Here is a 16,948-nt window from a genome sequence, read left to right on the forward strand (position 1 = left end):
TTTTGGCCATGTGTGAGACGTTGGAGCAACACACCCCAGAGGAGCTGGCGGCTTTTGCTAAAGAAGCCATCGGCTGGATGGCCAGCCGAAGAACTTAGATGTGTAGATACCAATGCCCACAGGGGCCTGTGTAAAACACAGATCCACTGTGGGAGCTAGCTGCTAGCGATGCTCTGAGCGTTAAACACTCTCGGGCTTGTGCGCTACAAAACGCATCATCCACTCCGCCACCGTGGCGCCATGATGCTGATGCTCAAGGCTGGCCACGCCCTTCGAATAAACCTGTTCACCCAACGCTTCCTGACGCAGATCCAGCAGCGCCCGTGAGTAGTCGTGAATAAATTCCGGATGGCCCTGGAAGCACAGCACTTGATCGTTGATGTGGTACGCCGCAAATGGGCAGAAATCGCTGGAAGCAATCACCGTGGCGTTCTCCGGTAACGCCGTCACCTGATCCTGATGACTGATCAACAGCGTCAGCTCTTCCTGCACCGGACTCATCCACGGTGCCTTGGCTGCCAGTTTGTAGTTGTGGATACCAACGCCCCAACCCTTGGTCGCGCGCTCGCTTTTGCCACCCAGCAGCAGCGCCAGCAATTGGTGACCGAAGCACACGCCGAGCAGCTTGTCGCCGCGCTCATAGCGGGTCAGCAGGTATTCCTTGAGCGTTTGAATCCACGGATCCGTGCCGAACGAATCGGCCTTGCTGCCGGTGACCAGATACGCATCGAAGGTCAGATCATCGCTCGGATACTCGCCCTGCATCACGTTGTACACGGTGAACTCGGCGGCAATCGGTTGCTGCGAGAACAGGCGCTGGAACATCTGCCCGTAGCCCTGATATTGATCGATCAGTTCCGGCCGCAGGATGTCGGTTTCCAGAATGCAGATGCGTAGCGACATAAAAAATTCCTGACACGTGATGGGAATAATGCACACCCCAGAGCCTGCCTTGAAACCAGCCAGCAAGGCAAGCCCTGAAACGCTCACTTCATCCCGTCAGAACAGTTCGCCTGTGGCGGCTTTTTCCAGCAACAGCGCTGGCGGAGCGAAACGCTCGCCGTATTGCTCGGCCAGATATTGCGCGCGCGCGACGAAATCCTTCACCCCGTACTGATTGATGAACTGCAACGCACCGCCAGTCCATGCGGCGAAACCGATGCCGAAGATCGAGCCGACGTTGGCATCCGCGGTCGAGGTCAACACGCCCTCCTCCACACAACGCACGGTTTCGATGGCTTGCACGAACAGCAGTCGATCACGCACGTCCTTCGGTGAAATCTGCCCGTCAGCCTTTTCGAAACGGGCTTTCAGCTCGGACCACAAATGCTTCTGGCCACCGGCCGGGTACTCATAGAAGCCGCCTCCTGCGGCTTTGCCCGGCCGCTTGTATTCGTTGAGCAGCAAGTCAATCACGGCGAAGGCCGGGTGCTCAATCAGAGGTTTCCCTTCTGCTTGCAGGTCTTTGGCCGTTTGCTGACGGATATGGCTCATCAGGCTGAGGGAAACTTCGTCGGAGATTGCCAGAGGCCCGACCGGCATGCCGGCCTTGCGCGCTTCGGTCTCGATCATCGGCGCGCTGACGCCTTCGCCGAGCATGGCGATGCCTTCGTTGGTAAAGGTGCCGAACACCCGCGAGGTAAAGAAGCCGCGACTGTCGTTGACCACAATCGGCGTCTTCTTGATCTGCAGGACGAAATCGAAGCCACGCGCCAGGGTTTCGTCGCTGGTTTGCGCGCCCTTGATGATTTCCACCAGCGGCATTTTTTCCACCGGACTGAAGAAGTGCAGACCGATGAATTTGCTCTGATCCGGTACGGCAGCCGCCAGACCAGTGATCGGCAAGGTCGAGGTATTGGAGGCGATCACAGCGTCAGCACCGACAACCTGTTGCGCGGCCGCCGAGACCTTGCCCTTGAGTTGACGATCTTCAAACACCGCTTCAATGATCAGATCACACCCCGCCAGATCGGCATCGCTTTCAGTGACCTGAATCCGCGCCAGCACCGCTTCACGTTGTTCGGCGGTCAATTGGCCGCGAGCGACTTTTTTGTCGAGCAACGCCGCCGAATGCGCCTTGCCCTTCTCTGCAGCAGCAATATTGACGTCTTTGAGCACTACATCAATGCCGGCCGAAGCGCTGACGAAGGCAATCCCCGCGCCCATCATCCCGGCGCCGAGCACGCCCACGCGCTGCGTCACGTAAGGCGCAATACCTTGCGGACGCGAGCCGCCAGCGTTGATCTCGTTCAGTTGAAACCAGAAGGTGCCGATCAGGTTTTTCGAAATCTGCCCGGTGGTCAACTCGGTGAAGTAACGGGTTTCGATCAGATGCGCGGTATCGAAATCCACCTGCGCGCCCTCCACTGCCGCGCAGAGAATTTTCTCCGGCGCCGGCAACGTACCCTGGGTTTTCGCGCGCAGGATCGACGGCGCGATTGCCAGCATCTGCGCGACTTTCGGGTTCGACGGAGTACCGCCGGGAATCTGATACCCCTTCACATCCCAGCGTTGTACCGCCGCAGGATTGGCCAGAATCCATGCCCGCGACTTGGCCAGCAGCTCATCACGATCCGCCGCCAGTTCATCGATCAGACCGGCCTGCAACGCCTGCTGCGGGCGTACTTTCTTACCTTCGAGCAGATAAGGCAGAGATTTTTCGATGCCGAGCATGCGCACCATCCGCACCACCCCGCCGCCGCCCGGCAGCAGGCCGAGGGTGACTTCCGGCAAGCCGAGTTGCACCGAGGCGTTGTCCAGTGCGATCCGATAGTGGCAGGCCAGACAGATTTCCCAACCGCCACCCAGTGCCGCACCGTTGATCGCCGCAACCACCGGTTTGCCGAGGGTTTCCAGCGTGCGCAACTGGGCCTTGAGGGTCAGCACCATGTCATAGAAGGCTTTGGCTTCCGGCTTGCCGACTTTGATCAACTCATTGAGGTCGCCGCCGGCAAAAAAAGTTTTCTTGGCCGAGGTGATGATCACACCGGCAATCGCATCTTTCTCCACCACCAGGCGAGCAACGCACTCGGCCATGGCCTCGCGGTACACCGCGTTCATGGTGTTGGCGCTCTGGCCCGGCATGTCGATGGTCAGCACCACGATGCCGTCCTGGCCTTTTTCGTAACGAATGGCTTGGGTCATGACAGTTTTCCTTAAGGTCCGGGGCTCAGAGGCGTTCGATGATGGTGGCAATGCCCATGCCGCCGCCGACACACAGCGTCGCCAGGCCGTAGCGCAAGCGCCGCGCTTCCAGTTCATCGAGCAAGGTGCCGAGGATCGCGCAACCGGTGGCGCCCAGCGGGTGGCCCATGGCAATCGAGCCGCCATTGACGTTGACCTTGTCCGGGTCGACCGCCATGTCCTTGATGAATTTCAACACCACCGAAGCAAACGCCTCGTTGACCTCGAACAGGTCGATGTCCTCAACGCGCAACCCGGCTTTCGCCAGCGCCTTGCGCGTGGCCGGCGCCGGGCCGGTGAGCATGATGGTCGGGTCAGTGCTGGTCACCGCCGTGGCGACGATCCGCGCCCGCGGCTGCAACCCCAGCGCACGGCCCTTGGCTTCGGAGCCGATCAGCATCAGCGCCGCGCCGTCGACGATCCCGGAACTGTTACCCGGTGTGTGTACGTGGTTGATCCGCTCGATATGGCTATAAACCCGCAACGCGGTGGCATCGAAGCCCATCTGGCCGATCATTTCGAAACTCGGTTTGAGCTTGCCCAAGCCTTCGAGGGTCGATTCAGCGCGGATGAACTCATCGTGATCGAGCAGGATGATGCCGTTCTGATCCTGCACCGGCACCAGCGACTTGTTGAACGAGCCGTCCGCGCGGGCGCGCGCAGCTTTCTGTTGCGAGTACAGCGCGTAGGCATCGACGTCCTGCCGACTGAAGCCTTCAATGGTGGCGATCAGGTCGGCGCCCACGCCCTGCGGGGTGAAATGCCCGTGCAAGTTGGTCGCCGGATCCAGCGCCCACGCCCCTCCGTCGCTGCCCATCGGTACGCGCGACATCGATTCGACGCCGCCGACCACCACCAGGTCCTCGAACCCCGAGCGCACTTTCATCGCGCCAAGGTTCACCGCCTCAAGTCCCGAAGCGCAGAAACGATTGATCTGCACTCCAGCAACGCTGACGTCCCAATCGGCCACTTGCACAGCGGTTTTGGCGATGTCCGAGCCTTGATCGCCAATCGGCGTAACGCAACCGAGGACCACGTCATCGACCTGGCTGGTGTCCAGCGCCGTGCGCGCCTGCAACGCCGTCAGCAACCCGGCCACCAGATCGACCGGTTTGACGCTGTGCAGGGCGCCATCGGCCTTGCCTCTGCCACGGGGAGTGCGTAACGCGTCGAATATCAAAGCTTGGGTCATGACGGCCTCGAACCTGTGCGGTGAGTGAAATACTTGCTGCCACTCTTGGCTTTGCACGTCGCGGATTCAATGACCACAGCGCTCAATGACGTTGACGCGCACGCTCAGACGGACGGTCATCCGCCGTTTGGTGAACCGGTTCACGTCAGCGAGCGGTCTAGCAAAAGGGCGACAAAGAAGCTGGCAATGGGCCTCATGTGTTTTTAATCGCTTTGTGCTTGAGATCCATACGAAATGGATCTAAGCCAAGTGTGACGTGGGCTCTAAGGTGAAGATGTACGCCGTTGTCGTCGGGTTTTGCCGAGGCAGGCGTACTAAACAGGAAGTGCAGCACTTGCCGTCATGGATATGCAGGCAAGTATCAGGAAATAACAAAAAAGGCGGTCAAGCCATGTTCAAGCAACCGAAAGTTCGTCAAGCAGGCCTCATTCTTTTCGCCACGACGCTGTTGTTGATTTTGCCGAATCTGACCAAGGTCATCGGCTGATTCCAGCGGCAGGTCTTTCATTGCCACCGAAAATGTCCTTGGCCCGCTACCCGGGCCAGCGTGGCTGTGCCAACCTTCGTGCACTTCCACGACATCGACGACGATCATTTGAAAGCGCTCATTGTGTTCGGGGCCATGCTGCTGAGCATGCCCTTGTCTGCCGCACAGCTGAATCTGGAGCTGGGCGCAACCAGCCGCACCTGGCAGACCGAGGAGTTGCTCAAGCATCCTCAGGTACAAACCCTCACCATCAAAAATGACGTGTCCTACAAGAAGGACATGACTTATCGCGCCGTGCCTTTGGCCAGCCTGCTGACCGGAATCAAACCGCAAGATCACCTGCAAGCTGTCGCACTGGACGGTTTTGCTGCGGAGATAACCGCCGCACCGTTGCTCAATACGCAAGGTGCGCGAGCCTGGCTGGCGATCGAAGATCCGGCCGATCCGTGGCCGCCGCTGTCGGAAGGCAAGCACAGCGCCGGGCCGTTCTATCTGGTGTGGACCGATCCGCAGGCCGGCAACATCAGCCCGGAGCAGTGGCCGTTCGAAGTGGCGAGCATCAAGCGCATGGCGCCGGTGGCCGAGCGCTTCCCTGCCCTGCTGCCGGATCCCGCGTTGAAGGCTGATGACCCGGTGAATCAGGGCTTTGCGTTGTTCCAGAAAAATTGTCTGGCCTGCCATCGCTTGAATGGCGCAGGGGATGCGCAATTTGGGCCGGATCTGAACATTCCGTACAACCCGACCGAATATTTCGGGGCGGATTTTCTCAAGCGCTACATTCGGGATCCGCAGAGTTTGCGTCAGTGGCCACAGGCTAAGATGCCGGGGTTTTCCGCGCAGGTGTTGCCTGACGGAGATTTGCAGTTACTGGTGGGGTATTTGCAGCACATGGCCGGGCGCAAAGCCAAGCCATAAGCCTTAGGGTGTGATTACCGGCCTCATCGCTGGCAAGCCAGCTCCCACAGGGTATGCGCCGATTTTGAAACAGCGGTAATCCTGTGGGAGCTGGCTTGCCAGCGATGCGGTATCCCGGATTTATTGTTGTTGCACCGAGATCACCGGCGTCGGCGACACGAACACCTTCGCATGCATCTGCTCACACCCGCCGCCCCGACGCATGCCGCGTACCGGGCAGGCGTCGAGATAATCCAGACCCACCGCCAGTTTCAGGTGCCGCTCCGGCCGTGCCAGTTGGTTGGTCACGTCAAAGCTGTACCACGCGTCATCGAGCCAGGCCTCGGCCCAAGCGTGACTGGCCAAGTGCTCGCAATCTTCGCTGTACAGATAGCCCGACACATAGCGCGACGGAATCCCGAGGCTGCGCGCGCAAGCGAGAAACGCATGGGTGTGATCCTGACAAACCCCGGCACGCCCGGCGAATGCTTCCGAGGCGCTGGTATCGACTTCGGTTGAGCCCGGCGTGTAAGTCATGTGCTGGTTCAAACCATGCATCAAGTCGATCAGCGCAGTACGGTCGCGGCGTTGTTTGCAGGATTTTTTCGCAAACCCGCGCAGGGCTTCGTCAGCTTCGGTCAACCGGGTGAAGCGCAGAAACGGCAGCGCCGACTGGCTCTCATGCTCGGCTTCGCGCAATTCATCGATATCGACCTGACCGCGAGCACCGATGATGATCGCTTCGTGCGGCTCGTCCATGGTCAGTACATGCAGGATGTTGCCGAACGGATCGAGCTGCGCGCGCACCGGGCGCGGCAGGTCGAGTTGCCAGCTCAGCACGTGCTGGCGCTCGCTGTCGTGGGGTGTCAGTCGCAGGTACTGGATGCTCGCCCGCACCTTATCTTCATAGTGATAGGTGGTCTCGTGGCTTATGGAAAGTCTCATGCAGCCTCCAGGTAGGAACTGTGAATGGCGTTGCCCAACTGGCGCACCAGCGGGATGAATTCGGTGAGCCAGGCGTGCAGGCCTTCTTCGAGGATTTCGTTGATGCCGGTGTAGCGCAGGCGTGCGTCCATTTCGGCCGCCAGCCGTTGTGCGGGGCGGCCATTGGCACCCGGTAACTGCGCGAGTATCTGGTCGATTTCTTCGGTGCAGGCGCGCAGCGAACGCGGTACGTCAGCGCGCAACAGCAGCAGCTCGGCGACATGCCGGGCGCCGGGTGCGTCGCGGTAGATCTCGGTGTAGGCCTCAAAGGAAGACAGAGCGCGCAACAACGCACTCCATTGGTAGTAAGCGTGCGCGGTGCCATCGCTGACCGCTTCGGCCTGATCGCCAGCCATTTCATAACGCGCGTCGAGCAAGCGCAGCGTGTTGTCCGCGCGCTCGATAAACGTCCCCAGACGAATGAAGCGAAATGCATCGTTGCGCATGATCGTGCCGTAGGACGCACCGCGAAACAGGTGCGAACGCTCCTTGATCCACTCGCAAAAGCGGCTCATGCCATAACGGCTGAGGCCCTGTTCGGCGATCCCGCGAATCTCCAGCCAGGTGGAGTTGATGTTTTCCCACATGTCAGCGGTGATTCGTCCGCGCACCGCGTGCGCACTGGCCCGCGCCGAGCCCAGGCAGCTGTAAATACTGGCCGGGTTGGCCGCATCCAGCGCGAAGAAATGCAGCAGGCGTTCGGCGTGCAACTCGCCGTGGCGCTCCAGGTAATCGTCGAGAGTGCCGGTGATCAGCAGCGGCATGGCGAGTTCGTGCAGGCCGTCGCCACGGCCGTCCTGCGGCATCAGCGACAGTGAATAACTGATGTCGAGCATCCGCGCGAGGTTTTCCGCCCGCTCCAGGTAACGCGACATCCAATACAGATCCGAGGCAGTTCTACTTAACATGACAGGCTTCCTTCAATCCTCGACCACCCAGGTGTCCTTGGTTCCGCCACCCTGGGAGGAATTCACCACCAGAGAGCCTTCGCGCAGCGCGACCCGGGTCAAACCGCCGGGTACGACCCGGGTTTCGCGGCCGGACAATACGAACGGACGCAAGTCGATATGGCGTGGCGCAATACCGTTTTCGACAAAGGTCGGACAGGTCGACAGTGACAGCGTCGGTTGCGCGATGTACGCGTGAGGCTTGGCTTTGATCCGCTCGCGAAAGGCGTCGATTTCCGCCGTGGTCGAGGCCGGCCCGACCAACATCCCGTAACCACCGGAACCCTGGGTTTCCTTGACGACCAGATCCGGGAGATTGGCCAGCACATGGGAAAGTTCAGACGGGTTGCGGCATTGCCAGGTCGGCACGTTCTTCAGGATCGGTTCTTCGTCGAGATAGAAACGAATCATGTCGGTGACAAACGGATACACCGACTTGTCGTCCGCGACACCAGTGCCAATCGCATTGGCCAGCACCACGTTGCCGGAGCGGTAGGACGACAGCAGCCCCGGCACACCGAGCATCGAATCCGGATTGAACGCCAGCGGATCGAGGAACGCATCGTCGAGCCGGCGGTAAATAACGTCCACGGATTTCGGGCCGTCGGTGGTGCGCATGAAAACCTTGTCGTCACGCACGAACAGATCAGCGCCTTCGACCAGTTCGACGCCCATTTCCCGGGCGAGGAATGCATGCTCGAAAAACGCGCTGTTGAAGCGTCCCGGTGTCAGCACCACCACGCTCGGGTTATCGATCGGGCTGGAGCTTTTCAGAGTGTCGAGCAGCAGGTTCGGGTAGTGATCGATGGGCGCGATGCGTTGCGCGGCGAACAGTTCGGGGAACAGACGCATCATCATCTTGCGGTCTTCAAGCATGTAGCTCACGCCGCTCGGAGTACGCAGATTGTCTTCGAGTACGTAGTAGGTACCATCGCCATCGCGCACCAGATCGACGCCGGAAATGTGCGAGTAGATATCGCGGTGCAGATCCAGCCCTTGCATCGCCAACTGATATTGCTCGTTGGCCAGCACCTGTTCGGCCGGGATGATGCCGGCCTTGATGATGCGCTGCTCGTGATACAGGTCGGCGAGGAACATGTTCAGCGCCTTGACCCGCTGAATACAGCCGCGCTCGACGATCCGCCACTCGCTGGCGGGGATGCTGCGCGGAATCGTATCGAAAGGGATCAGGCGCTCGGTGCCCTGCTCATCGCCGTAGAGCGTGAAGGTAATTCCGGCGCGATGGAACAGCAGATCGGCCTCGCGTCGCCGCTGGGCCAATAGCTCGTCAGGGGTCTCGGCCAACCAACGGGCGAACTCCCGATAATGCGGGCGAACCACGCCGCCGGCATCGTACATCTCATCAAAATAGGTGCGGATCATGCCGTACTCCTTGTCACCCGGACCTACGAGCCTTCGCAAGGCCCGTGCCATCGGCAGAAACGCTTTGATTTCAATCGGTTGGATATTCACGCTGCAACCGCCGCACCATTCCTGTGCGACAAATGCCCCAACTCGTCAGCCCCCGCTTCATTGCGACGCAGTGCAATCGCCTGTCACCAGCATAGTCAGAGTTGATTTCACTGCCCGGCGACTGTTGTTTCAGCGTTTTTCCGCGAGAGATTTCCTGCCGCCGAAAACAAAAACGGCCGACCCAAAGGTCAGCCGTTATTCAGTGTCGATGTTGCGGGATCAATGCAGACGATGCCGATTTCGCACCTCCTGCTTCACGCCCCAGCCTTCGATGATACCGCCAAGCGGTTCAACGACGGCGCCAAGGTACTGCTCGAAATCGCCAATGCCGCCGTAGGTGGCGTACATCACTTTGCTCAATTCCAGACACCATGCGCCGTCATCACGCGCGCTGATCTGTGCATTGATGGACTCACCGCAAAACTGATCGGCGGCTGTACGCGCGCTCTCCTCGTCCGGAAACAGTGCGTAGAACTCGATCGGATGAAACCTGGAGAAATCGAAACCGCCTTCCTTCATTCGGCGCAGCACGCTGCTGCTGATGTCTTCTTGATAGGCTGTGCTCATGAATCGTCCCCCTCACATTTGATGGATAGACTTTCCGTATTCCCTGCAGCGGCCTGACGGCCAAAGTACGACGGCAACAGATTGCCAACGGGACACAAGCATGTAGCTGAGAAGACCAGACCTTAGCGATTCTTCGCTGATCTCGCCTGCAGAGTAGCCCCAAGATAGAGCCGCTGCCAAGGCCTGGTGATTGAAGTGACAAAAAGATTTCAGACGGGAGTAATGCTGCGGATTTCAATGCTGTTCTGGGTCTTGAGACTTTTGACGCCGGCATCGGTGGTGCGGCCTTCCAGATCGTTCAGATCCAGTTCGGCGGCGACAGGCAGGAACCGTTCCTTGATGAGTTTGGCGGCGTGCTCGTGATCCGGGCACTCTTCACACTCGAAGACCTCGTCGACTACTTCACCATGATCATCCACGAAAGTGACTTTCCACTTGGACATCGGAGCCTCCTAGATCAAACCCGCAAATGGGCTTACCTCTATCTCGACTTTTGTCAGGAATGATCGTTCAAAACCTTTACACCGAGTGACGATGAAAAAAACATCATCCAATCCGGGGCGAGGCTTTTGTGGCGAGGGAGCTTGCTCCCGCTGGGCTGCGAAGCGGCCCCCAAAATCTGACGTCCATCGCAGATTTTGTGAGTGCTGCGCACTCAAGCGGGAGCAAGCTCCCTCGCCACAGGAATCCCGGGATTTGTCTAGTCGTTGCTTGGTTTGTTCACCGCTTGCAGCACGTACTGTGGCAAGGCGAAAGCACCGATGTGGATTTCCGGGTTGTAGTAACGGGTGACGATGCCGCTGCCGATGAAGCGCTGTTGCAGGGTTTCACGGCTCAGTTTGCGATAGGCCGGGTTGGTCGAACCCCAGGCAAAAGTCATCGAACCGCCGATGTAGGTCGGCACGGCAGCCTGATAGAAGTGCCAGTCCGGGAACAGGCTGCGCAGGCGCCCAGCAGTGGTTTTGACTTCTTCGATCTGCATGAACGGCGTGCCATTCTGGGTCACGAGAATGCCGCCCTCGTTCAGGCAGCGGTGGCAGGCCTGATAGAAGTTTTCCGAGAACAGCACTTCGCCCGGCCCGATCGGGTCGGTGGAGTCGGAAATGATCACGTCGAATTTTTCGGTGGTGGTCGCAACGAAGCGCATGCCGTCGTCGATTACCAGATTCAGACGTGGATCGTCGTAGGCGCCTTTGGAATGGTTCGGCAGGAACTCTTTGCACATATCTACTACGGTGCCGTCGATCTCGACCATGGTGATGTGCTCGACACCGCCGTGCTTGGTCACTTCGCGCAGCATGCCGCCGTCACCGCCGCCGATGATCAGCACGCGCTTGGCCGCGCCGTGGGCGAGGATTGGCACGTGAGTGAGCATTTCGTGGTAGATGAATTCGTCGGCTTCAGTGGTCTGGATCACGCCGTCCAGCGCCATCACCCGGCCCATGCGCGGGTTCTGGAAAATCACCAGGTGCTGGTGCTCGGTGCGCACTTCGTGCAGCAGTTTTTCCATGCGAAAACGCTGGCCGTAGCCTTCGTAGAGGGTTTCCAGGTATTCGCTGGTCTTGATGTCGCTCATGGTGAAGTGCTCCGATGAATGCGCGGGCGCCAATCGTGGGGACAATTGCCCGGGAAAGGCGCGCATTCTACGTTGCCGAACATGACAGGTCGAACCTCAGTTCATCGGCATGCCGCAATCCCTGTAGGAGCTGCCGCAGGCTGCGATCTTTTGACGTAGATTTTCAAAAGCAAGATCAAAGGATCGCAGCCTTCGGCAGCTCCTACAGGGGGTTGCGGTGTGCTCAGGATCAGCGTCAGATCCGCACATTCCCGCGTGGTCCGGCGATCGCCCAGATAATCAGGCCCAGCACCGGCAGCAGGATGATCAGCAACACCCAGACGATTTTCATGCCTGTCGAGGCGCCGCTTTTCAGCACGTTGATGATGGCCCAGATGTCGAGGGCGAGAATGATCAGGCCGATCAGGCCATTGAACGTGGAACCCATGGTGTCGCTCCGTTGTGAGTGGCAAGCACCTTTAGGATAGACGGGCCTGACGAGGGTTCCGTTTTATTGCGTTCAGACGTGAATTGCGATCTTCAAGGCTTCCAGCGACGGCGCGACGGCGATGCCGACTTCGGCGCACAGTTCCAGCACGCGTGGCACGTCGTTGCCGTGCACCAACACCATTTGCAGCTCGTCGTCGAGCAACTGGCTGAAGTTGACCAGTGTGTAACCGCCGTTTTCCTTGTTCAGGCTGCTCATCTGCACCTGGATACGGTTGAGCGCGGTCAGCGCTTCGGTCTTGGCCAGTTGTTTAGGTTTGATGTTGAACTCGACGCCCGGGCCGAACGACGCGACGATCTGCGCGAACAGATCAACGTAAGTGTCGGCCTGGAACAGCACGGTCTCCGGCAGACTGCCGACCACCACCCACTCGCCCAATGGAATCGGGAAGTCATCGTCGTAATTGATGTCGGGGTTGGCGGTCAGGAAAGCGTCGGCATCGGCATAGGCCTGCGCTGCTTCGTCGGCGACCTTCAGGATCTCGTCCTCGCCCATGCAGCCGGAGCTGATTTTGCTGATGAGTTCGACGAGTGCGGCTTTCATGTGGGCGGATCCTGTGACGAAGGGAGATTTTGCGGGCGCGAAGGATAGCGCATTCTCGACTTCGCCACAGTCGGTTCCAGCCCGAAGGCGTCAGCCCAGCAGCTTTTGCAACTGCGCCGTGGTATCGACCGCACCCATGGTCTTGGCCGCGTCGAGCGCGGTAATGCCATTGGCATCCTTGGCTTTCGGGTCGGCGCCTTGGCTGATCAGGTAGTCGACGATTTCAACGCGGTTGAACATCGCCGCCATCATCAACGCGGTACGGCCGTCGAACGAAGAACCTTCGATTTGCGCACCACCTTCCACCAGCGCCTTGACCACCGGCAGGTCTCCTTTGAACGCCGCACCGGCAATCGGGCTTTGGCCGCTGCCATTGCGTTGTTCCGGGTCAGCGTGGTGTTTAAGCAGCACTTGCACCGCGTCCAGATGCCCGTAATAAGCGGCGAGCATCAACAAAGTGTCGCCCTTGCTGTTGCTCAGATTCACCGGCAGACCGGCGGTGATCAGGCGATCAAGCATCTCTGCGTCACCGGCGCGCGCCTTGTCGAATACCTGCTCGGTGAATTCAGCAGCTTCTTCAGGGGTCATCTGGCGGCTTTGCTCGGACATGGGTCACTCCACTTTCGGTCAATCGGAAAGCAGACAGTTTCCCGAGCGCGACAGAAGCTGTCACCCACTTTTTTTCATGCGCGCGCATAGCCAATTTCAATAACGGTATTTGCCCGCGCGGATTTCTGCCATGACCTGATCGGTGACCTGCACGTACGTTTCGCTCCCCGGCAACCACGCATAAACCGGATCGTCGCTGACCAGCGCCGGGTCGAAGCCTTGGTTTTTCAGGCGGGTTTTCTGGTATTTGAAGGTGCCGGTGGTTTCCATTTTCACCTTCACCCGCAGAAATAGCGGCACCGCATAGGCCGGCATACGTTGCCGGGCGAACGCCAGCAATTCGGCGAAATCCAGCGTCGCGAGGGATTCGGTCGGTGTGATCGCGGCCATACCAGCGCGGCCGTTGGTGTTGTGGATTTCCACGCCATAGGCCACGGCTTCGCAGATATTTGGATGTTGCAGCAGCAGGTTTTCGACTTCAGTGGTCGAGACGTTTTCACCCTTCCAGCGGTAAGTGTCGCCGAGACGATCGACAAACTGCGCATGGCCGAAACCAATGTTGCGCAGCAGATCGCCGGTGTTGAAGAAACGGTCGCCACGGCTAAACACGTCGTGCAAAACGACTTTGGCGGTTTTCTGCGGGTCGGTGTAGCCGTCGAGCGGCGCCTTGTCGTCGATCCGCGCCAGCAACAAGCCCTGCTCGCCCTTGCCGACCTTGCGCATGAAGCCATTGCCGCCGCGCGTCGGCTCGCCGGTTTCATGGTCGTAGGCCACCAATTCCCACGCCATCAAGGAGAAGCCGATGGTGTTGTCGAAATTGAGGATGTTGGTGAAGCCGATGTTGCCGTCGCTGGCCGCATACAACTCGCAAATGTGTTCAACGGCAAATCGCGTCTTGAACTCGGCCCAGGCACCGGGACGCAAGCCGTTGCCGATCATCTTGCGCACGTCGTGGCGATTGTCATCGGCGCTGGCCGGTTGATCGACCAGATAGCGACACAATTCGCCGACGTAGCCGATGGTGGTCGCCCGGTAACGCCGCACATCGCTCCAGAACTGGCTGGCGCTGAACTTGCGGCGGATTGCGAAGCCCGAGGCGCCGCTGATCGCCGAACCCCAGCAAACGCACAAGCCAGTGGCGTGATACAGCGGCAAAGTGCAGTAGACGACATCGTCCGGGCGCATGTTCAGGGCGATCATGCCGAAACTCGCCGAGCTGCGCATCCAGCGGCCGTGCTTGAACACGCCGGCCTTGGGCAGCCCTGTGGTGCCGGAGGTGTAGATGTAGAAACACGGATCGTCGAAAAAAATCTGCCGGCTGCTGGCCGGGTTGTCACTGCATGCATCGGCACTGGCGCTGATCAGATTGACGTAGCCCTCAGGCGCGGTGCCTGGATGGCTGAAGGTGTCCTGATCGGCAACGAACCAGGTGCGTGCGGGGGCGATCGATACTTGCTCGCGAATTGCCGCGAAGGCCGGCAGCAATTCTTCGCCGACCACGATGGCCACCGGAGCTACCAGGTTCGCGCTGTGAATCAACGTATCGCGGGTCTGCGAGGTGTTCAGCAGCGCGCTGACCGCGCCGACCTTGGCCAGTGCCAGAATGGTCACCAGTAATTCCGGACGGTTCTCGATGAACACCGCCACCACATCACCTTTGCTGACGCCCTGCCCGATCAGGTAATGCGCGATGCGATTGGCCCACTGGTTGACCTGTGCGTAACTCAGCAGCACATCACCGGCCAACAACGCGGGGCCGTCGGGATTGCGCAGGGTCGCTTGCTCGAAGGTGAAACCCAAGCCACAGGTTTGGGTCGGATCCTTGACGTTGGCCGCCTTCATGCCTTTGACCAGCCGTGGGATGGCTTTGGCGATGGTCGGCAGCTTGCGGAGCATCATGCCCCAGGTAATCGTGTCGTTTGACGCGTGACGCATGGCAGCTCCCGTTCGACCCTGGCGTGCAGATCGGATTTTTATTGTCGGGCAATCGAGTGAGGCAACCGGCACTTGCGAGCGAAGGTTGAGGCTGAAAGTACGTCAGCGCTTCTCGGGCTGTACATGCGGTTTTTGCAATGTTTTGTATCCGCCAGGCGCGTTAGCGAGTGGGAGATCGCGAGGGTGCGGTTTGGTTCCGTTAATTGGAGGTCGATCACGCAAAATGCAGGATGCACGATGGCCATTCATGCAGATTGCACGAGCTTTAGAAATTAACTAATTTTTAACTTGTTGATTTATATAGGTTTTTAAAAATATCAGTGCTGGCACAATCACTGCAACTCTCTATGCATGCTTGCCATTCAAGTGCATACGGAGCTGAAAAACATGAGCCTGATTCAAGAAAAATTTACCTCGCTGTTCTCCAACTTCGACGTCACCACTGCGCCACGTCCTGATGGCGGGATTCTGTTGACCCTGCGCAGCGCCGACGGCAAGACGTTTAAACGTGCCCTGACTTATCAGCAGTTGCATGCCGGCGACCAACTGTCTTGGGCGATCAGCGCGATTCGTCGTGACTTGGCTGAACAAGCCAGCGAGCTGCCGCAAATTGCCATGCTGCAAAGCCAGCAGCGTTTTGCCCTGCCGACTTATCACTCGCTGTAATCAATTCGCTGTAAACAAACAGGCCGTGAAGTTTTCGCTTCACGGCCTGTTTTTTTGTGGGTGGTTCTAAAACCTGTGGGACTAGAAAGCTTCCGGTTCGATCCCGGTGAAGCTATCGACCGTCACATGCCCTGCCAACTCCCCGCCTTCACGGGCCAGACCGCAGGTCTGCATACCCGCTGACTGAGCGGCATCCAGCTCTTCGACGATATCCGACAGAAACAGAATCTCCTGCGCTTCAACGCCAATCGCTCGCTGGATGTTGCTGTAAGACTGCGCCTCTCGCTTCGGCCCGGAAGTGGTGTCGAAGTAACCGCTGAACAGCGGCGTCAGATCGCCCGCTTCCGAGCAGCCGAAAATCAGCTTCTGCGCCTGGATCGAGCCGGACGAATACACAAACAGTTGATAACCGGCCTGATGCCAGCGCTTTAACGCTTCAACAGCGTCCGGGTAAACATGCCCCTGCAACTGCCCGGCCTGATAACCCTGCTCCCAGACCATGCCTTGCAATGCCTTGAGCGGCGTGGCTTTGCGATCTTCGGCGATCCAGCTCAGCAAGATTTCAACGACACGTTCAACGTCGGCCTGCGGCTCATTGCTGTCACGGCGCACGGCGTCCAATTGCTCGGCGACATCGGCACGCTCGGCGTTGTGGCGCACAAAGTCCGGCAGGTGTTTGGCCGCATACGGAAACAGCACATCGAACACAAAACTTACTGCGCTGGTGGTGCCTTCGATATCGGTGAGAATGACTTTGATCGACATCTACTCAGTCCTCCAGACGCGGGAAACGACCGGCGATGTCTTCGCCGGTGAATTTGGCAACCCAGCCATCCGGGTTGTTAAACAGACGGATCGCCACGAAGTGCGGATGCTCGCCCATGTCGAACCAGTGCTTGGTGCCGGCCGGAACTGAAATCAGATCGTTCTTCTCGCAGAGCACGGCGTACACGTAATCGTCGATGTGCAAGGTAAACAGGCCACGCCCGGCGACGAAAAATCGTACTTCGTCCTCGCCGTGCTGGTGCTCTTCGAGGAACTTGGCGCGCAGTTCGGCTTTTTGCGGGTGATCGCTGTTCAGGCTGATGACATCGACGGTGATGTAACCGCGTTCGGTCATCAGTTTGTCGATCTGTTCTTTGTAAGCGCCGATCACTTCTTCCTGACTGGCGCCAGGCTGAATCTTCGCCGCGGCTTGCCAGCGGTCAAAGCGCACGCCCTGCTCGGCGAGCGTCGAGGCGATGTCTTCGAGATGGGTCAGCACCTTGTTCGGCACTTCAGGACTGGAGATGTGATAAACGGACAGGCTGCTCATGGGGCGATTCCTCGGTAACGGCCGCGCCGTCCGGTTTGTGGTCACCGGTCGGGCGTAGCGCTGCATCAGGCGGTTGGCGACTTGGGTGCA

At 59.0% G+C, this 16,948-nt stretch carries 18 protein-coding genes; 2 read left to right on the forward strand and 16 right to left on the reverse strand.

Annotation, left to right across the window (positions count from 1 at the left end; genetic code table 11):
- Window positions 1-180 precede the first annotated feature (180 nt).
- The 4 genes from ACP7BN_RS23980 to ACP7BN_RS23995 all read right to left on the reverse strand — a co-directional run bounded on the left by ACP7BN_RS23980 (window position 181) and on the right by ACP7BN_RS23995 (window position 4,970).
- Window positions 181-903 (reverse strand): amidotransferase, encoded by a 723-nt coding sequence (locus ACP7BN_RS23980; protein ID WP_426206362.1) that lies wholly within the window; start codon window positions 901-903, stop codon window positions 181-183.
- A gap of 96 nt (window positions 904-999) precedes the next feature.
- Window positions 1,000-3,144: a 3-hydroxyacyl-CoA dehydrogenase NAD-binding domain-containing protein gene (locus ACP7BN_RS23985; protein WP_426206363.1), complete on the reverse strand. Its 2,145-nt coding sequence runs from the start codon at window positions 3,142-3,144 to the stop codon at window positions 1,000-1,002.
- A gap of 25 nt (window positions 3,145-3,169) precedes the next feature.
- The gene (locus tag ACP7BN_RS23990; protein ID WP_426206364.1) at window positions 3,170-4,375 is read right to left on the reverse strand and encodes an acetyl-CoA C-acetyltransferase; all 1,206 of its coding nucleotides are present in this window, start codon (window positions 4,373-4,375) and stop codon (window positions 3,170-3,172) included.
- Between the two features lie 361 nt (window positions 4,376-4,736).
- A complete protein-coding gene (locus ACP7BN_RS23995; RefSeq protein WP_426206422.1) occupies window positions 4,737-4,970 on the reverse strand; it encodes a hypothetical protein in 234 nt (77 codons plus the stop codon).
- On the opposite strand from ACP7BN_RS23995, the gene ACP7BN_RS24000 reads away from it, so the two are divergent.
- Window positions 4,956-5,777, forward strand: a complete 822-nt coding sequence (locus tag ACP7BN_RS24000; RefSeq protein ID WP_426206418.1) for a c-type cytochrome — start codon at window positions 4,956-4,958, stop codon at window positions 5,775-5,777. The genes ACP7BN_RS23995 and ACP7BN_RS24000 overlap by 15 nt on opposite strands.
- A gap of 120 nt (window positions 5,778-5,897) precedes the next feature.
- Here the strand turns inward: ACP7BN_RS24000 and ACP7BN_RS24005 are convergent, their stop codons facing one another.
- From ACP7BN_RS24005 to ACP7BN_RS24050, 10 genes are all read right to left on the reverse strand, one after another.
- Window positions 5,898-6,701, reverse strand: a complete 804-nt coding sequence (locus ACP7BN_RS24005) for a transglutaminase family protein (protein ID WP_426206365.1) — start codon at window positions 6,699-6,701, stop codon at window positions 5,898-5,900.
- Complete coding sequence (locus tag ACP7BN_RS24010) at window positions 6,698-7,648, reverse strand: alpha-E domain-containing protein (protein WP_426206366.1); 951 nt, start codon at window positions 7,646-7,648, stop codon at window positions 6,698-6,700. Before ACP7BN_RS24010 ends, ACP7BN_RS24005 begins: the two co-directional genes overlap by 4 nt.
- Window positions 7,649-7,660: 12 nt before the next feature.
- A complete protein-coding gene (locus tag ACP7BN_RS24015; protein WP_426206367.1) occupies window positions 7,661-9,070 on the reverse strand; it encodes a circularly permuted type 2 ATP-grasp protein in 1,410 nt (469 codons plus the stop codon).
- Window positions 9,071-9,379: 309 nt separating this feature from the next.
- Window positions 9,380-9,727: a ribonuclease E inhibitor RraB gene (locus ACP7BN_RS24020; RefSeq protein WP_420650435.1), complete on the reverse strand. Its 348-nt coding sequence runs from the start codon at window positions 9,725-9,727 to the stop codon at window positions 9,380-9,382.
- A 209-nt stretch (window positions 9,728-9,936) separates the two neighbouring features.
- Entirely contained in the window at window positions 9,937-10,170 is a 234-nt protein-coding gene (locus ACP7BN_RS24025) for a hypothetical protein (RefSeq protein ID WP_420650434.1), read from the reverse strand.
- A gap of 257 nt (window positions 10,171-10,427) precedes the next feature.
- The gene (gene speE / locus ACP7BN_RS24030) at window positions 10,428-11,303 is read right to left on the reverse strand and encodes a polyamine aminopropyltransferase (RefSeq protein ID WP_420650433.1); all 876 of its coding nucleotides are present in this window, start codon (window positions 11,301-11,303) and stop codon (window positions 10,428-10,430) included.
- 235 nt (window positions 11,304-11,538) lie between these two features.
- Entirely contained in the window at window positions 11,539-11,730 is a 192-nt protein-coding gene (locus tag ACP7BN_RS24035; protein WP_016773784.1) for a PLDc N-terminal domain-containing protein, read from the reverse strand.
- A gap of 72 nt (window positions 11,731-11,802) precedes the next feature.
- Entirely contained in the window at window positions 11,803-12,333 is a 531-nt protein-coding gene (locus ACP7BN_RS24040) for a hypothetical protein (protein WP_426206368.1), read from the reverse strand.
- A gap of 90 nt (window positions 12,334-12,423) precedes the next feature.
- The gene (locus tag ACP7BN_RS24045; protein WP_426206369.1) at window positions 12,424-12,942 is read right to left on the reverse strand and encodes an ankyrin repeat domain-containing protein; all 519 of its coding nucleotides are present in this window, start codon (window positions 12,940-12,942) and stop codon (window positions 12,424-12,426) included.
- Between the two features lie 96 nt (window positions 12,943-13,038).
- Window positions 13,039-14,877, reverse strand: coding sequence for a long-chain-acyl-CoA synthetase (locus tag ACP7BN_RS24050; protein ID WP_426206370.1), 1,839 nt, complete (start codon window positions 14,875-14,877; stop codon window positions 13,039-13,041).
- Between the two features lie 387 nt (window positions 14,878-15,264).
- On the opposite strand from ACP7BN_RS24050, the gene ACP7BN_RS24055 reads away from it, so the two are divergent.
- Entirely contained in the window at window positions 15,265-15,543 is a 279-nt protein-coding gene (locus ACP7BN_RS24055; RefSeq protein ID WP_420650429.1) for a DUF3509 domain-containing protein, read from the forward strand.
- Between the two features lie 81 nt (window positions 15,544-15,624).
- Here ACP7BN_RS24055 and mtnC read toward each other — a convergent pair whose 3' ends face one another.
- Entirely contained in the window at window positions 15,625-16,308 is a 684-nt protein-coding gene (mtnC, locus tag ACP7BN_RS24060; protein WP_426206371.1) for an acireductone synthase, read from the reverse strand.
- A gap of 4 nt (window positions 16,309-16,312) precedes the next feature.
- A complete protein-coding gene (locus tag ACP7BN_RS24065) occupies window positions 16,313-16,858 on the reverse strand; it encodes a 1,2-dihydroxy-3-keto-5-methylthiopentene dioxygenase (protein WP_426206372.1) in 546 nt (181 codons plus the stop codon).
- Window positions 16,859-16,948 lie beyond the last annotated feature (90 nt).

Origin of the sequence: Pseudomonas sp. TWP3-1, assembly GCF_049896625.1 — a bacterium.
GTDB lineage: Bacteria > Pseudomonadota > Gammaproteobacteria > Pseudomonadales > Pseudomonadaceae > Aquipseudomonas.

What these genes read in the sequence shown, in the direction of transcription:
- ACP7BN_RS23980 (WP_426206362.1), bottom strand. Translation starts at nt 903, where the DNA reads ATGTCGCTACGCATCTGCATTCTGGAAACCGACATCCTGCGGCCGGAA.
- ACP7BN_RS23985 (WP_426206363.1), bottom strand. Translation starts at nt 3,144, where the DNA reads ATGACCCAAGCCATTCGTTACGAAAAAGGCCAGGACGGCATCGTGGTG.
- ACP7BN_RS23990 (WP_426206364.1), bottom strand. Translation starts at nt 4,375, where the DNA reads ATGACCCAAGCTTTGATATTCGACGCGTTACGCACTCCCCGTGGCAGA.
- ACP7BN_RS23995 (WP_426206422.1), bottom strand. Translation starts at nt 4,970, where the DNA reads ATGATCGTCGTCGATGTCGTGGAAGTGCACGAAGGTTGGCACAGCCAC.
- ACP7BN_RS24005 (WP_426206365.1), bottom strand. Translation starts at nt 6,701, where the DNA reads ATGAGACTTTCCATAAGCCACGAGACCACCTATCACTATGAAGATAAG.
- ACP7BN_RS24010 (WP_426206366.1), bottom strand. Translation starts at nt 7,648, where the DNA reads ATGTTAAGTAGAACTGCCTCGGATCTGTATTGGATGTCGCGTTACCTG.
- ACP7BN_RS24015 (WP_426206367.1), bottom strand. Translation starts at nt 9,070, where the DNA reads ATGATCCGCACCTATTTTGATGAGATGTACGATGCCGGCGGCGTGGTT.
- ACP7BN_RS24020 (WP_420650435.1), bottom strand. Translation starts at nt 9,727, where the DNA reads ATGAGCACAGCCTATCAAGAAGACATCAGCAGCAGCGTGCTGCGCCGA.
- ACP7BN_RS24025 (WP_420650434.1), bottom strand. Translation starts at nt 10,170, where the DNA reads ATGTCCAAGTGGAAAGTCACTTTCGTGGATGATCATGGTGAAGTAGTC.
- speE (WP_420650433.1), bottom strand. Translation starts at nt 11,303, where the DNA reads ATGAGCGACATCAAGACCAGCGAATACCTGGAAACCCTCTACGAAGGC.
- ACP7BN_RS24035 (WP_016773784.1), bottom strand. Translation starts at nt 11,730, where the DNA reads ATGGGTTCCACGTTCAATGGCCTGATCGGCCTGATCATTCTCGCCCTC.
- ACP7BN_RS24040 (WP_426206368.1), bottom strand. Translation starts at nt 12,333, where the DNA reads ATGAAAGCCGCACTCGTCGAACTCATCAGCAAAATCAGCTCCGGCTGC.
- ACP7BN_RS24045 (WP_426206369.1), bottom strand. Translation starts at nt 12,942, where the DNA reads ATGTCCGAGCAAAGCCGCCAGATGACCCCTGAAGAAGCTGCTGAATTC.
- ACP7BN_RS24050 (WP_426206370.1), bottom strand. Translation starts at nt 14,877, where the DNA reads ATGCGTCACGCGTCAAACGACACGATTACCTGGGGCATGATGCTCCGC.
- ACP7BN_RS24055 (WP_420650429.1), top strand. Translation starts at nt 15,265, where the DNA reads ATGAGCCTGATTCAAGAAAAATTTACCTCGCTGTTCTCCAACTTCGAC.
- mtnC (WP_426206371.1), bottom strand. Translation starts at nt 16,308, where the DNA reads ATGTCGATCAAAGTCATTCTCACCGATATCGAAGGCACCACCAGCGCA.
- ACP7BN_RS24065 (WP_426206372.1), bottom strand. Translation starts at nt 16,858, where the DNA reads ATGAGCAGCCTGTCCGTTTATCACATCTCCAGTCCTGAAGTGCCGAAC.